The organism is Vibrio jasicida 090810c, assembly GCF_002887615.1.
Taxonomy (GTDB): domain Bacteria; phylum Pseudomonadota; class Gammaproteobacteria; order Enterobacterales; family Vibrionaceae; genus Vibrio; species Vibrio jasicida.
In genome coordinates, this window is sequence record NZ_CP025792.1 from 2,749,990 (window position 1) to 2,763,915 (window position 13,926).

The 13,926-nt window shown below is 45.5% G+C and carries 14 protein-coding genes and 7 tRNA genes; 3 read left to right on the forward strand and 18 right to left on the reverse strand.

What is annotated here, in order from left to right; all coding sequences use genetic code 11:
• Window positions 1-79 precede the first annotated feature (79 nt).
• From C1S73_RS13140 to mutY, 11 genes are all read right to left on the reverse strand, one after another.
• Window positions 80-1,705: a methyl-accepting chemotaxis protein gene (locus C1S73_RS13140; RefSeq protein WP_038870628.1), complete on the reverse strand. Its 1,626-nt coding sequence runs from the start codon at window positions 1,703-1,705 to the stop codon at window positions 80-82.
• Between the two features lie 294 nt (window positions 1,706-1,999).
• Window positions 2,000-2,075, reverse strand: a tRNA-Asn gene (locus C1S73_RS13145).
• Window positions 2,076-2,117: 42 nt separating this feature from the next.
• Window positions 2,118-2,193 (reverse strand) — tRNA-Phe (locus C1S73_RS13150).
• A gap of 7 nt (window positions 2,194-2,200) precedes the next feature.
• A tRNA-Thr gene (locus tag C1S73_RS13155) sits at window positions 2,201-2,276 on the reverse strand.
• Between the two features lie 70 nt (window positions 2,277-2,346).
• Window positions 2,347-2,422 (reverse strand) — tRNA-Asn (locus C1S73_RS13160).
• 42 nt (window positions 2,423-2,464) lie between these two features.
• Window positions 2,465-2,540: transfer RNA gene (locus tag C1S73_RS13165), tRNA-Phe, on the reverse strand.
• 7 nt (window positions 2,541-2,547) lie between these two features.
• Window positions 2,548-2,623, reverse strand: a tRNA-Thr gene (locus C1S73_RS13170).
• 54 nt (window positions 2,624-2,677) lie between these two features.
• Window positions 2,678-2,753: transfer RNA gene (locus C1S73_RS13175), tRNA-Phe, on the reverse strand.
• Between the two features lie 109 nt (window positions 2,754-2,862).
• Complete coding sequence (gene mltC, locus C1S73_RS13180) at window positions 2,863-3,993, reverse strand: membrane-bound lytic murein transglycosylase MltC (RefSeq protein ID WP_038873214.1); 1,131 nt, start codon at window positions 3,991-3,993, stop codon at window positions 2,863-2,865.
• Between the two features lie 86 nt (window positions 3,994-4,079).
• Window positions 4,080-4,352: an oxidative damage protection protein gene (locus tag C1S73_RS13185; RefSeq protein ID WP_038873212.1), complete on the reverse strand. Its 273-nt coding sequence runs from the start codon at window positions 4,350-4,352 to the stop codon at window positions 4,080-4,082.
• A gap of 19 nt (window positions 4,353-4,371) precedes the next feature.
• Window positions 4,372-5,448, reverse strand: coding sequence for an A/G-specific adenine glycosylase (gene mutY, locus C1S73_RS13190; RefSeq protein WP_038873209.1), 1,077 nt, complete (start codon window positions 5,446-5,448; stop codon window positions 4,372-4,374).
• Window positions 5,449-5,651: 203 nt separating this feature from the next.
• On the opposite strand from mutY, the gene trmB reads away from it, so the two are divergent.
• The 3 genes from trmB to glsB all read left to right on the forward strand — a co-directional run bounded on the left by trmB (window position 5,652) and on the right by glsB (window position 8,438).
• A complete protein-coding gene (trmB, locus tag C1S73_RS13195) occupies window positions 5,652-6,371 on the forward strand; it encodes a tRNA (guanosine(46)-N7)-methyltransferase TrmB (RefSeq protein WP_038873204.1) in 720 nt (239 codons plus the stop codon).
• Between the two features lie 15 nt (window positions 6,372-6,386).
• A complete protein-coding gene (locus tag C1S73_RS13200; RefSeq protein WP_038873202.1) occupies window positions 6,387-7,415 on the forward strand; it encodes a TRM11 family SAM-dependent methyltransferase in 1,029 nt (342 codons plus the stop codon).
• A gap of 102 nt (window positions 7,416-7,517) precedes the next feature.
• Window positions 7,518-8,438, forward strand: a complete 921-nt coding sequence (glsB, locus tag C1S73_RS13205) for a glutaminase B (RefSeq protein WP_038873199.1) — start codon at window positions 7,518-7,520, stop codon at window positions 8,436-8,438.
• 246 nt (window positions 8,439-8,684) lie between these two features.
• Here the strand turns inward: glsB and hemW are convergent, their stop codons facing one another.
• The 7 genes from hemW to C1S73_RS13245 all read right to left on the reverse strand — a co-directional run bounded on the left by hemW (window position 8,685) and on the right by C1S73_RS13245 (window position 13,906).
• Window positions 8,685-9,857 carry a radical SAM family heme chaperone HemW gene (gene hemW, locus C1S73_RS13210; RefSeq protein ID WP_038873196.1) on the reverse strand — a complete coding sequence of 391 codons (1,173 nt, stop codon included), beginning with the start codon at window positions 9,855-9,857 and terminating at the stop codon, window positions 8,685-8,687.
• A gap of 18 nt (window positions 9,858-9,875) precedes the next feature.
• Window positions 9,876-10,478 carry an XTP/dITP diphosphatase gene (locus tag C1S73_RS13215; protein WP_038873193.1) on the reverse strand — a complete coding sequence of 201 codons (603 nt, stop codon included), beginning with the start codon at window positions 10,476-10,478 and terminating at the stop codon, window positions 9,876-9,878.
• Between the two features lie 371 nt (window positions 10,479-10,849).
• Window positions 10,850-11,281, reverse strand: coding sequence for a DUF4426 domain-containing protein (locus C1S73_RS13225; RefSeq protein WP_038873192.1), 432 nt, complete (start codon window positions 11,279-11,281; stop codon window positions 10,850-10,852).
• 63 nt (window positions 11,282-11,344) lie between these two features.
• Window positions 11,345-11,635 carry a DUF167 family protein YggU gene (gene yggU / locus C1S73_RS13230; protein ID WP_038873189.1) on the reverse strand — a complete coding sequence of 97 codons (291 nt, stop codon included), beginning with the start codon at window positions 11,633-11,635 and terminating at the stop codon, window positions 11,345-11,347.
• The gene (locus C1S73_RS13235; protein WP_038873187.1) at window positions 11,635-12,192 is read right to left on the reverse strand and encodes a YggT family protein; all 558 of its coding nucleotides are present in this window, start codon (window positions 12,190-12,192) and stop codon (window positions 11,635-11,637) included. Before C1S73_RS13235 ends, yggU begins: the two co-directional genes overlap by 1 nt.
• A 54-nt stretch (window positions 12,193-12,246) precedes the next feature.
• Window positions 12,247-13,065 carry a pyrroline-5-carboxylate reductase gene (gene proC, locus C1S73_RS13240; protein WP_038873186.1) on the reverse strand — a complete coding sequence of 273 codons (819 nt, stop codon included), beginning with the start codon at window positions 13,063-13,065 and terminating at the stop codon, window positions 12,247-12,249.
• 130 nt (window positions 13,066-13,195) lie between these two features.
• Entirely contained in the window at window positions 13,196-13,906 is a 711-nt protein-coding gene (locus tag C1S73_RS13245; RefSeq protein WP_038873183.1) for a YggS family pyridoxal phosphate-dependent enzyme, read from the reverse strand.
• Window positions 13,907-13,926 lie beyond the last annotated feature (20 nt).

Here is a 13,926-nt window from a genome sequence, read left to right on the forward strand (position 1 = left end):
GTTCGCTTGCTAAATAAATACCATAAAAACAAAAAAGCACGTCCGAAAACGTGCTTTTTATTGAACAATTGACTTTAAACTAGTGCTTTACTGAGAACTTGTTCACCCAACCTTCAAGCTCATTCGCTAAAGACGCCAATGTCTGTGTGCTTGATTGGCTTTCTGTGACTACCGTGTTGAGCTGGCTACCGCTTTCTTCGATAAGGTTAATGCGATGCGCAATATCATCACTTACCTGAGTCTGCTCAGCGGCTGCTGTTGCGATTTGCTGGCTCATGGCCGTGATGGACTCTAGTGCAGTTACTATCTGTTGTAGCGCTTCTGAGGCGTTCATAGACTCGGTTACTGTGCTTTCGCTAGTTTCGGCACAAATCTCCATCGTATGGATAGCGTTACGCGAACCTTCCTGAAGGTTAGAAATCATCTGTTGAATCTCTTTTGTGCTGTCTTGTGTGCGTCCTGCTAGGTTGCGAACCTCGTCTGCTACTACCGCAAAGCCTCGACCTTGTTCACCCGCACGAGCTGCTTCAATGGCGGCATTCAACGCCAGTAGGTTAGTTTGCTCAGCAATGTCGCCGATTACGTCGAGAACTTTCACAATACTGTTAACATCTTGGTCAAGATCCGCAACGGCTTTACTGGCTGTATTGAGCTGGGTCGCCAAGCCTTGAATATTATCTACCGTACTGTGGATCAATGATTGCGTGTGTTGGCTCTGCTTGTCGGCTTCATCGGTGTTATGTGCCGTGTCACTTGCCGAACTTGCAACATGGTTGGCTGAAGAAGCCATTTCTGTCATCGCTGTTGCGATCATCGCCGTCGATTGCTGCTGAGACATGGTCAAATCAGCAATAGAGTTAGAGCGCGATTCTACCGCTGATAGCTCTGAACGTAATGCGTGCATTGACGCGTCTAGATTGGTGACCATCTTAGCTAACGATTGACTCATCTCTTGCACCGCACCATAGATACTGTCTTTAGGGGCTGTGTATTCAAAGCTGGTTTGGATATTACCCTGAGCGACGGCCTGAACCGCCTCACGAACGTCATTCGGCTCACCACCAAGAAGGTTAAGCATCTTGCGAATAGAGATGATCAAGCCACCTAGGATTGCGCCAGCGATAACAAGACATAGGGTTAGCTGCCATTGTGCAGTAGACCAGAAACGTGCATTTACTTCATTGAATCCAATGCCGGTACCTACAACCCAGTTCCAATGTGGTGTTTTTTCTGCAATCGAGTGTTTTTCTTCGATGGTGCCGTCAGGCAATTTTTGTGTCCAGGTGTATTCAACGATTTGACCTGTCTTACGACCTAGCACGTCCAAGATCAGCTGACCGACACTATTGCCATCACCGTCTCGAAAGTCATGGAAGCTAGTGCCATGCAATTGAGGGTCTAAAGGGGCTGCCACAAATAACATGTTCTCATCAGCAACATAAACGTATTCGTTGTCTTTGTAGATATTGTTGCGAAGTAGGCGAGTCGCGAGTGCTTTAGCCTCATCTTCAGGCATTTTGCCTTCTACCGCCATTTTCTCTACTTCAGTTAGAATGCTATAAGCACTCTTGAATAGCTCTGTCACTCGAGCTTTGTTATCAAGGTTACTTGCGACGCGAAGTGTCCAAAGACCCGTTGCAGTTAATGCAAGCAGGGCAATTAGTATGATGGCCGATAATAAATAGGCTTGAGTTTTTAATTTCATAGTTAGCTCACAAAGCGTGTTCGTACTATGCAATGCATAGCTTATAAAGGGGCGTAATAATAAATTCATATTATTGAACTTGTATACACGCGCCTATCTGCGAGTGATGAAACTATGATTTGGATTAAATTTTTAGCGTGAAATAAGTGTTTTATATCAAATGAACTAGACGTTAATAGGGTTGTTTCTTGAAGGCGTTGAGGGAGAAGTTTCGACGGAACTAGAAAATAGGGGGAGAGTTTTGGATATTGCAGATAAGAAAAAAGCCAAGTCCGAAGACTTGGCTTTCTAAATTGGCTCCTCCTGCTGGGCTCGAACCAGCGACCTGCGGATTAACAGTCCGTCGCTCTACCAACTGAGCTAAGGAGGAACTATTCTGTTTGTGTCTTACTGTAAGCAAGTGCACCAAATATGGTGCCTCGAGGCGGAATCGAACCACCGACACGAGGATTTTCAATCCTCTGCTCTACCGACTGAGCTATCGAGGCAAAAGAATGGTGCCGACTACCGGAGTCGAACTGGTGACCTACTGATTACAAGTCAGTTGCTCTACCTACTGAGCTAAGTCGGCACACTTTATTCTTTTTAGAAGAGTTAGACTCTTCATTTTTAGAATCTCATTTACATGAAATCCTAGAAGTTGGCTCCTCCTACTGGACTTGAACCAGTGACCTGCGGATTAACAGTCCGTCGCTCTACCAACTGAGCTAAGGAGGAACTATTCTGTTTGTGTCTTACTTTAAGCAAGCGCACCAAATATGGTGCCTCGAGGCGGAATCGAACCACCGACACGAGGATTTTCAATCCTCTGCTCTACCGACTGAGCTATCGAGGCAAAAGAATGGTGCCGACTACCGGAATCGAACTGGTGACCTACTGATTACAAGTCAGTTGCTCTACCTACTGAGCTAAGTCGGCGTACCGTATTCTTTTACTAACTGTTCGTGCTAGGCACCAACAATTTAGAAATTGTGGTGCCCGGAGGCGGAATCGAACCACCGACACGAGGATTTTCAATCCTCTGCTCTACCGACTGAGCTATCCGGGCAACGGAGCGCTATTAAACGGATTTTCCCGCTTTGCGTCAACCACTTTTTTTAAATAATTTCAAAAAAGTGGTTGTTCGAACGCTTTTTATTCAACTGTCGAGAAAAAGTTTACCCTGCGTTAAATTCCTTTTTGAAATTTGTAACTTTTTCTAGGTATCGGCGTGCTTCAGCGTTCGGGTGTTTCTTTGTTAACGCCCAATAAACTTGATTTGGCTGTAAAGAATTTAAATCTTTCATTGCACGTTTGCGATCGGTGCGATGGAAAGTGTTCAAAACACCACCAGTTCCGCCGTTGTAAGCGGAAATCATGCTGTACTCCAAAGATGTTGGATGCTGGACATCTTTCAAATAACGATTTTTTAGAATGTAAAAGTAAGCCGTTCCGGTATCAATATTGTTTTCTGGGTTAAACAAATATTCAGGACTAGGCTGACCTGACCGGTTCTTCACCAATTTAAAAACATCACGGCCGGCTGTTTTTGGAACTACTTGCATCAAACCATAGGCGTTGGCCCAGCTTACTGCATACGGGTTAAAGCTACTTTCGGTTTTGATGATGGCGTAAATTAGATCTTCAGGGATGTCGTATTTTTTCGACGCACGACGCACGATATCTGCATATTGGTAACTGCGTTGTGAGAAATGGTCTTCCACCATTGGAATTTCAACGTAGTAGGCTTTTTTAAAGTCAACGTCTTTGGTTTTTACTTGGTTAGCAATCAAGTAATCGGCAAAGCGATTCGCGCGCCATGACCATTGAATGGGCTTTTTGTCTTGATCAACGACCTGATTGTAAAGAAATGGCTGTCCTTCTAATTTGATCTCTTTAGAAGAGAATAGATCGACATTGGCTGGATCATCTGGGGTTAAAAGTGTCGTGATGATGGCGTTTTTTAGGTGCTTTTGTGGCTCCGTCGGAGAAACCGTTTCGATGGTTATCACACCTTTTTGGAAATCGACCTCGGCACGACTTAAGTAGTTATCGATGTATTTTACGTAATTGCTTTTACCTGCAACCTTTACCTCGCGTTGGCCCCAGCGCTTTTTGATGTTTCCTGAGAAGCTGCTGATCAACGCATCTAAAGCATCGGTGTCTTTTTCGAATTGTCCTGGCAGCTCAGCTAGGTTGTTCGCAAAGCGGTTCGTCGGCTCGTAATCAACGTCATAAATTTTTTCGACAAACTCACGGCTGCAACCTGCCATTAAAAGGGCAGTAACGATAAAGGCAATTTTTTTCATAATTATTTAGGTAGCTTTTTCGGCTCGAATATAAAAATGACATCACAAGTTTGGTTGTGATGTCATTGTTTTAAAACAAGTTTGATTTATTCGCTTGGTGGCGTGTAGCCTTCAATGTGAACCTCTTTGCCTTCGAAAAGGAAGTTCACCATTTCTGTTTCAAGCTGTTTACGGTTCTCTGGATCCATCATGTTGAGCTTCTTCTCGTTGATCAACATCGTTTGTTTCTGTTGCCATTGAGCCCAAGCTTCTTTCGAGATGTTATCGAAAATGCGTTTACCTAGTTCACCTGGGTAAAGTTGAAAGTCTAGACCTTCGCCTTCTTTCTTTAGTCGAGCACAAAAAACAGTGCGGCTCATAATGACTCCTTGCAATTAATTAACGAAGTTCGTGGGGTAGCGCTTCCAGTAGCAGTTTTACTGGCGCAGCCAAACCGACTTCTTCAGGTTTAGATAAGTTATACCAAAGACCTTTGTTACCTTCCATCACCACATTGGGTTGCTTTGACAGGTCAATCAAAATCGGCGTGATATCGAGGTGATAATGGCTGAATGTATGACGAAACGTAATCAGAGTTTCTTGATGTCTAATATCGTCAGTTTGAATACCACGTTGTTCCAGTAGTAATTCAATATCGCTCTCTACATCAATATGCTCAGTTTGTGGGAAACAAAAGAGTCCGCCCCAAATTCCCGTCTGCGGTCTTTGCTCTAACCACACTTCGTGACTATCACCATTTTTGTGATGCAGCATAACGAAACGTGTTTGCTTAACCGGTTTGTCTTTTTTCGGCTTCTTACCCGGATAATCAAGCACATTACCTTGTTTCTTTGCGACACAAAGATCGCTGACTGGACACAAGGTGCACTTAGGCTTGCTGCGAGTACACATCATGGCACCCATATCCATCATGGCTTGATTGTACTTGTCGACGTCTGTTTGTGGCGTGTGCGTTTCTGCGATTTCCCACAATTGATTTTCAACTTTCTTTTGTCCCGGCCATCCATCAACAGCAAAGCAGCGTGAAAGCGTGCGCTTTACGTTGCCGTCCAATATCGCATGTGGCTGTTTATAGACAGAGGAGAGTACTGCGGCTGCGGTTGAACGACCAATACCCGGCAGTGCGTTCATTTGCTCAATATCTAATGGAAACTCGCCATTATATTTATGGGCGACTTCTTTAGCCGCTTTATGAAGATTGCGAGCACGTGCGTAATAACCTAAGCCGGTCCAAAGGTGCAGTACTTCATCTTGCTCAGCATTCGCGAGATCGACGACAGTCGGAAAGCGTTCTAAAAAACGCTGGTAATAAGGAATAACCGTAGTGACCTGAGTTTGCTGAAGCATGATTTCAGACAACCAGACACTATACGCGGTCTTGTTTTGTTGCCATGGAAGCTCTTTTCTTCCATATGCGTCATACCATTCTAAGATGGCGTTTGCGAAAGGTGTCACGACTTGCTCTGTATTCTATTATTGGTTAGGAGCAAAATTGCATCACAGATTGTGGTGTAAGTACAACAGATAAACTGTGGGGATATTGTGTCTGGTTTGTTTGCTTTTGGGCTACCATAGTCCGATAGCTCAACAAATACTTGCACCTAAGTGAATTCTTTGGATAATCCCCGCTTTGATTAATCAATGTGCAGGCAAAATCAATGAGTGAAGTAACCACTAACGAATACAACGAAGACGGAAAAATGATCCGTAAAATCCGCAGTTTCGTGCGTCGCGAAGGTCGTCTAACCAAGGGCCAAGAAAATGCGATGAACGAATGCTGGCCAACAATGGGTATCGATTACAAAGCAGAACTTCTTGATTGGAAAGAAGTATTTGGTAACGATAACCCAGTAGTGCTTGAGATCGGTTTTGGTATGGGCGCTTCATTGGTTGAAATGGCAAAGAACGCGCCAGAGAAAAACTTTATCGGTATCGAAGTTCATAGTCCAGGCGTTGGTGCTTGTCTTGCTGACGCACGCGAAGCGGGTATCACGAACCTACGCGTAATGTGTCACGATGCGGTAGAAGTATTCGAACACATGATCCCAAATGGTAGCCTAGCAACGCTGCAATTGTTCTTCCCAGACCCATGGCACAAAAAGCGTCACCACAAGCGTCGTATCGTACAACTTGAGTTCGCTGAAATGGTTCGCCAGAAGCTTATCCCTAACGAAGGTATCTTCCATATGGCGACTGACTGGGAAAACTACGCTGAACACATGATTGAAATCATGAACCAAGCACCTGGTTTCGAAAACATTGCAGAAGACGGTGATTTCATCCCTCGCCCTGAAGAGCGTCCACTGACTAAGTTCGAGGCTCGTGGTCACCGTCTAGGTCACGGTGTATGGGATATTAAATTCAAGCGCACTGCATAACTAAGGAGCCAGTAGATGTACCACTACGCGATATTAGCGAATCCGGGTCACAACCGAATTTACTTTGATAGCGCAATGACCATTGCATGTTCCGAGCTAAAAGCAATTTTGGCTTCTGAAGGTGTTGAAGTGACTGAAATTGGTAACAAAGACGTCGGCTTACCTGCTGCGCTCGTGTTCTCTTGTGAAGACGCGTTAAGCGATCAGCAATCCGGTAAAATTGCCGCGTCATCTATCTACTATGCGCTATTTGAAGTGCGTGAAGATGGCTTATTACGTCCGATTCAGGCGCCTGCATTCAATACTTTCCCTGAGAGCATGAGCCAGATCCTTCGTTACACCGGTAAAACGAATGAACAGTTTACGCGTTTGATGGTGAACTTAGGCGTGAGTGCGTCCAATACGGATAGTGCTCAATTAACGCTAATGGATCCAATGTGTGGTAAGGGTACAACTCTGTTTGAAGGTTTGATCCACGGCCTGAATGTAGTGGGTGTGGAGATCAACCAGAAATGGGTACAAGAGATCCAAACCTTCATCGTTAAGTTTATGAAGAACGGTCGCTTCAAGCACAAAGTGAGCAAAGAAAAGCGCACTTCTGGTGGTAAGAAGGTGGCCGATGGTTTCGTGGTTGAAGCCGCGTCAGAGAAAGAAGAGTACAACAAAGGTAATCTTCAGACGATGAAGCTGTATTCAGCAGACACGCGAATTGCCGAACAAGTGGTTAAGAAGAACTCTGTTGATGTGATGGTGTCTGATTTGCCTTACGGTGTGCAACACGGTAGCAAAAACGCAAAAGACAGCAAATTGAATCGTAGCCCTCTGGAGCTGCTACAAGAAGCTCTGCCTGCATGGAAAGTGGTGCTGAAAAAGCAAGGTTCGGTCGTGCTGTCTTTCAATGAGTTCACTCTGAAATGGAAGGACGTGGCGGCATTATTTGAAGAGCAAGGGTGGAAGGTACTTTCAGAAGAGCCTTACATCGGTTATCTTCACCGTGTTGATCAGTCCATCAACCGCAACATCATTGTGGCAATAAAACCATAATCGACTTGAGTCGAATAAATTCCATGGAAAAGCCAACGTCCGCGTTGGCTTTTTTTACCTCTGAACTCAGCCATTTGGGTTCTTGTGACAAGAAGGTAGAAGATGAAACCTACAGCGCAAATTTTGACAGACATTCTAGCGGAAGTTCGCCCTTTAATTGGTCAAGGAAAAGTCGCCGATTACATTCCCGCATTGGCAAAAGTACCCAATACCAAACTGGGTATTGCGGTATACACCAATGAAGGTGAAGTGATTAAAGCGGGCGATGCAGAAGAGTCGTTTTCGATTCAGTCGATCTCAAAAGCGTTGAGCCTGACTCTGGCTATGTGCTTATACAAGCAAGAAGAGATCTGGTCTCGTGTAGGTAAAGAGCCTTCTGGTCAGGCGTTTAACTCGATGATCCAGTTAGAGATGGAGCTGGGCATCCCACGTAACCCATTCATTAACGCCGGTGCTATTGTAGTTGCTGATTTGCTGCAAAGTCGTCTCTCAGCGCCGCGTCAGCGTCTATTGGAATTTGCTCGTCAGTTATCTGGTGATACTCATATCGTGTATGACAAAGTCGTCGCGGCTTCAGAAATGATGCATGGCGACCGCAACGCTGCGATTGCTTACCTGATGCGCTCATTTGGTAACTTTGAAAACGAGGTTATTCCGGTATTGCAAAACTACTTCCATGCCTGCGCTTTAAAGATGAGTTGTGTGGATTTGGCAAAGACCTTTAGCTACTTAGCGAATAAAGGCACATCGGTACAAACGGGTAAATCAGTGGTCTCGGCGGTGCAGACAAAACAGTTGAATGCGCTATTGGCCACGTGTGGTTTGTACGATGGTGCTGGTGAATTTGCATACCGCGTTGGCATGCCGGGTAAATCTGGTGTCGGTGGTGGCATCATCGCTATTGTCCCAGGTGAGATGACGATTGCAGTATGGTCTCCGGAGCTTGATGCTTCGGGTAACTCGTTGGCAGGTACTAAAGCGCTTGAGTTACTTTCAGAGCGTATTGGTCGTTCGATTTTCTAAGGAAAAGAGACGAGAAGCGAGAACGGATCGCGTCCTTTGGAATCGCTTCGTTTTAGAGGCTTTAGAGAAAGAAGTGTTACAACGAATAAAAGAAAGGGTTGGCGTTTGTGCGCCAACCCTTTGTTATTTTTAGCAGAGACAAAGGCTGTATTGGCTTGGTCGAATATATCCATAGCCGTTTCAGCGAATCTCTCGGAGTGAAGCGTTCTTTAGGACACAGTCCGTTCCCAAATCTCGAATCTGCTCTTATTCCTCTTCCACCATAAAGGCTTCAAGCAAGTCATTCAGGAACAGCTTACCTTTCTCGGTAATTTGCCAGTGAGTCTCTGTTTCACTCAGATAACTCATCTCAAGCGCCCAATCGATAGTCTCTTGAATTGAGCTCAACGGAAGACCTGTCGTATCGATGTAGTCTTGTTTCGGGCACGCTTCCATTAAGCGGAAACGGTTCATAAAGAACTCAAACGGACGATCTTCATCAGCCACAAGCTGTTCACTATCTAGGTATGGCTTCACCATGTTTTGGTATGCCATCAAATAGCCACGTGGGTGTTTGAGCTTAGTGGTACGAACGATGCGGCCATCAGCAAAGCTCAGCTTGCCGTGTGAGCCACAGCCAATGCCAAGGTAGTCACCAAAGCGCCAGTAGTTCAGGTTGTGCTGACACTGATAGCTAGGCTTGCTGTAACCAGAAATCTCGTACTGAACGTAACCTGCCGCTGCCAGCTTCTCATGTCCTTGTTCGAAGATATCCCACAAGTCATCGTCATCTGGCAAAGTCGGTGGCTTGTAGTAGAACATGGTGTTTGGTTCGATGGTCAGCTGATACCAAGACAGGTGCGGTGGCGCTAACTCAATCGCTTTGTCCAAATCAGCTAAGGCTTGTTCGATGCTTTGATCTGGTAAGCCGTGCATGAGATCGAGGTTAAAGCTATTCAAACCGATTTGGTGTGCCAGCTTAGCTGCATTGACGGCTTCGTCTTGACCGTGAATACGCCCCAAACGCTCAAGCTTCTGTTGCTCAAAGCTTTGCACGCCGATAGAGATGCGCGTTACACCAGCCTTGCGGTAGCCAGCAAAACGTTCTGCTTCGATAGTGCCTGGGTTGGCTTCCATGGTGATTTCTATTTCAGGCTTGAACGGAATACGCGCTTCAATGCCCTTAAGTAGACGCTCGATGCCTTCTGCCGAAATCAAACTCGGCGTACCACCACCAATGAAGATTGAATGCAGTGGACGTGGCGCTTCGTTGAGGCGGTATTTCTCAATGTCGGTATCCAAGTCTTCAAGAAGGGCATTGATGTACTCTTCTTCTGGGATCTCGGCTTTGAGCGCGTGAGAGTTAAAGTCGCAATATGGGCACTTTTGTACACACCATGGGATGTGTACATACAAGCTCAGTGCTGGGGGCGTTAACATGGTCTAATTCGCTCGTGATTACTGAGACACTTGCTCAGACAGTTGAGCAAACAACGATTTGAGTGCTTTACCGCGGTGAGACAGTTGTTTTTTACGTGCTGGATCAAGTTCGGCAGACGCGCAGTTGTCTTCAGGTACTAAGAAGATTGGGTCGTAGCCAAAGCCATTTTCACCGTGTGCTTCAGTTAGAATGCGACCTTCCCACTTACCGTGACAAACGATAGGGGTTGGATCGTTCTCATGACGCATCAAAACCAATACGCAGTGGAAACGAGCGGTGCGCTCTGCTTCTGGTACGCCTTCCATTGCTTTAAGTAGCTTTTCTAGGTTCTCTTGGTCAGAGGCTTTTTCACCTGCATAACGTGCAGAGTAAATGCCAGGCGCGCCTTTCAAGAAATCGACTTCTAAGCCTGAGTCGTCCGCAATCGCAGGAAGACCCGTTTCTTGTGCTGCATGGCGAGCTTTGATGATCGCGTTTTCGATGAAAGTAGTGCCAGTTTCTGCTACTTCAGATACGTTGAATTCACTTTGCGCTAATACTTCAAAACCGAAGTCAGACAGCAGATCTGCCATCTCACGAACTTTGCCTTGGTTGCCTGTTGCTAGCACTATCTTTTTCATGGTCGTCTCTTTCTGTAGCGATAAAGGGAGAACGCAGTGTTCTCCCCGATTAAATTGGTGCTAGGGTCTGTTGACCTTTCGCGGTTAAATTTTGTTCGAGATAAAATCGTTTTAGGTGAGGCAAGGAGTGTGTCGCCTAGTCACTCTAAGCAAATACTCCTTAACAAAGCATAAAACGATTTTAGCCGAACCCTTTGGGCAGCGTTTGTTGGTCATTTCTACTGCGTTATCGACTTCTCATGTAGGCTAGCTACATAGCAAAGTCTCTGCCTTGTATAAATACCCAACAATTCGCTGCAAAAATCAGCTCGAAAGGTAAACAAACCCTAAGGTTATGGTGTTCTAAAAGCTTTTAGATCATCACAACCTAATTACTCTTCGACATAAAATTTCTGGGTGAATTTAAGCTTACCTGAGCCTTTGTTTCCAGCTTTAACGTCAATATCGAAGGTAAAAGTTTCTTCGTTGGTAATGCCAAGTTCAGCTAAGTAGTAAATCGCATTACCTTCTTTTACTTCTCGGAAGGTGAGTTTCTGCGTTTGGCCAATCAAGTTCTTCGCTTGGCCAGTGATTTTTGCGTCAACTGCTGGTTTACCTAGTGAGGCGCTGTCTAATACGCTGATGTTCACTACTGCATTATAGCCATTACGCTTGATGTCGTAGCTACGAGCGATCTTTGACGTCAGAAAGGTAGAGTTAAACGCAACATAGTGAACTTCGATGTCTTTCATGGTTTTGAACTGACCTGCCATGCTTGGTAAAGATAAAAGGCTGATCAATAGGGCGGTAATCCATTTGCTCATTATTACTTCCTCGAATCGATATTCGTTATTTAATTTGATACGAAAATCGTAAATAAAAAGCCATCAAATGATGGCTTTAATTTCGCTTGGTATTTGTATTGGAGATTCTATCCGAATTTGCTTATGACGTCCCAGTTCACCTTTTTCTATGTGAACCAAGCCCTTAGCAACTTTGAATTGTTTCGCCAAAAACTTAGTGAGGTGTGCATTCGCTTTACCATCGACAGGCGGTGCGGTGATGGCAATTTTAAGCTCTTCACCATGCAAGCCGACGACCTTGTCGCGGCTCGCTTTTGGTTGAATATAGAGTTTGAGAATGACATCCTCGCCATCGAGCCAAACGGCGGCTGACATTATAGTTGGTACCAGATTGGACCAATCACGTCACCCATTAGGAAGTTCGCGAATTGCAGACCGATAAACAATACGAGTACGCTTAAATCAAAACCACCCATCGCAGGTAGGATACGGCGAATTGGTGCGAGCATTGGTTCTGTTAATTGATGGAATACGTACTCGATTGGGCTGCGACCTTGGCTTACCCAGCTTAGAATGGCACGGATCAATAGAACCCAGAACAGCAAGCCTCCAGCGGCTTTAACTAATGATAACAAACCTAGGAATAGGAAATCGGCACTGAAAGAAACCGAACCACTTGATGCAATCAGGATCAATGCAACGAACTTAAGTACGCACAGTACGTAAGCAAAAAGCACTGTCGCTAGATCGATACCACCGACAGAAGGGATGACTCGACGTAATGGCCCCACAACTGGCTGTGTTGCTTTAACGATAAACTGCGAGAATGGGTTGTAGAAATCTGCACGGGCAGCTTGCAACCAAATACGCAAAATGACGACCATGATGTACAGGTCAAATAGGGTTGAGATGAGAAAACTCATTGAATTCATAAGGTACCCTTAACAAGTAAAGAACGACACGCCCTAGTTGTGCCGTTCAGATAATTAAAACAGTTTTTCCATTTCTTCAGCACGAGCAACCGCAGCTTGCATTGCTTTCGCCACAATATCAGACAGTTGATGTTCGTTGAACGTACGTAGCGCTTCTGCCGTTGTGCCACCTTTTGATGTCACGTTCTCGCGTAGCGTTGAAAGTTCAGTTTCTGGATTTTCCACTACCATGCTTGCAGCGCCAAGTGCTGCTTGCTGAACTAACATGCGTGCGGTGTCTTTATCGAAGCCTTGAGCAATCGCTTCAGCTTGCATCGCTTCTATAAATAGGAAGAAGTACGCCGGTGCACTGCCTGCTGCTGCAATAACGTTGTTGATGCCCGATTCTTGCCCAACCCAACACACCTTACCGCATGCTTGCATTAGTTCTGTTGCGAAGGCTTTGTCTTGTTCTGATACAGATTCAGGCGCATATAGACCACTCATACCCAGACCAAGTTGGGATGGTGTGTTTGGCATCACGCGAACCAAGTTGAGCTTATTCGCTAACATGCCATCCAAACGTGAACAGTTGATACCTGCTGCGATAGAGATAACCAGTTTGTTGCTGAAGTCGATAGATTGCAGTGGTGTACACACTTCCTCCATCATTTGTGGCTTCACAGACAATACCACCACGTCCGCTTCCGTTGCAGCTGCGATGTTATCGCTGGTGGTACGGATACCAAAGTCTTGCTCAAGAGGCTGGCGGCGCGTCTCAGATGGCGCGGTTGCGACAATGTTTTGAGCAGGGTAGCCATTAGCGACGAGACCCGAGACAATGGCTCTCACCATGTTCCCTGCGCCGATGAAGGCAATCTTTTTATGTTCCATATGTCTGATTTCCAAATATAAATTCTTACAATTTGTTGTGCGCACGGGTGTATAATCGCACCACTTTGCTCTGACTGTCCAAAGAAAGGCCGTCAGACTCAAGTTCACAGTGTCTGGCAACAATGCGCTTTTATTGCTGTTTGCCGTAGTCTCGTGCGCCAAAAATAGCGGTGCCGATGCGAACCATAGTACTGCCCGCTTCTATAGCAGCATCCATGTCACCGCTCATGCCCATAGAGAGCGTGTCGACATCTGGGTACTGCTGAGCTAGCTTGTGCTTAAGTTCAGATAATTGTTTGAACGCTCGCAGTTGTGATTCGTAATCTGGCACGTTAGCAGGAATCGACATCAACCCTCTTAACGTGAGGTTTGGAAGGCGAGAAATCAACTCAGCCAGCTCGAATATTTCTGCATCGTTGACGCCAGATTTAGAATCTTCACCACTGGTGTTTACTTGAATCAGCACTTGTAACGGTTTTAGCTCACTTGGGCGCTGGTCATTTAAACGTTGAGCGATCTTAGCGCGATCAATGGTGTGAACCCAATCGAAATGTTCAGCGACAGGACGTGATTTATTGGACTGAATTGGCCCAATGAAGTGCCATTCGATTCGATAATCTGGATAATGCTCGGCAAAGTGCTGAACTTTACTGACGCCCTCTTGGACGTAGTTTTCACCAAACGCCACTTGGCCTGATTGGTAGGCTTCGAGAACCGCCTCGACAGGTTTAGTTTTGCTTACTGCTAAAAGTTGCACTGACTCTGGAGAACGGCCACATTTTTGTTCGTCGTGTCGAATTTGAGAGGTGATATGTTCAATGTTTTGTTGAATACTACTCATAGCTGTACTTTAGACTTAAG

Bases quoted from the DNA above. Each gene is read 5' to 3' on its own strand.
- C1S73_RS13140 (WP_038870628.1), bottom strand. From the start codon at position 1,705: ATGAAATTAAAAACTCAAGCCTATTTATTATCGGCCATCATACTAATT.
- mltC (WP_038873214.1), bottom strand. From the start codon at position 3,993: ATGAAAAAAATTGCCTTTATCGTTACTGCCCTTTTAATGGCAGGTTGC.
- C1S73_RS13185 (WP_038873212.1), bottom strand. From the start codon at position 4,352: ATGAGCCGCACTGTTTTTTGTGCTCGACTAAAGAAAGAAGGCGAAGGT.
- trmB (WP_038873204.1), top strand. From the start codon at position 5,652: ATGAGTGAAGTAACCACTAACGAATACAACGAAGACGGAAAAATGATC.
- C1S73_RS13200 (WP_038873202.1), top strand. From the start codon at position 6,387: ATGTACCACTACGCGATATTAGCGAATCCGGGTCACAACCGAATTTAC.
- glsB (WP_038873199.1), top strand. From the start codon at position 7,518: ATGAAACCTACAGCGCAAATTTTGACAGACATTCTAGCGGAAGTTCGC.
- hemW (WP_038873196.1), bottom strand. From the start codon at position 9,857: ATGTTAACGCCCCCAGCACTGAGCTTGTATGTACACATCCCATGGTGT.
- C1S73_RS13215 (WP_038873193.1), bottom strand. From the start codon at position 10,478: ATGAAAAAGATAGTGCTAGCAACAGGCAACCAAGGCAAAGTTCGTGAG.
- C1S73_RS13225 (WP_038873192.1), bottom strand. From the start codon at position 11,281: ATGAGCAAATGGATTACCGCCCTATTGATCAGCCTTTTATCTTTACCA.
- yggU (WP_038873189.1), bottom strand. From the start codon at position 11,635: ATGTCAGCCGCCGTTTGGCTCGATGGCGAGGATGTCATTCTCAAACTC.
- C1S73_RS13235 (WP_038873187.1), bottom strand. From the start codon at position 12,192: ATGAATTCAATGAGTTTTCTCATCTCAACCCTATTTGACCTGTACATC.
- proC (WP_038873186.1), bottom strand. From the start codon at position 13,065: ATGGAACATAAAAAGATTGCCTTCATCGGCGCAGGGAACATGGTGAGA.
- C1S73_RS13245 (WP_038873183.1), bottom strand. From the start codon at position 13,906: ATGAGTAGTATTCAACAAAACATTGAACATATCACCTCTCAAATTCGA.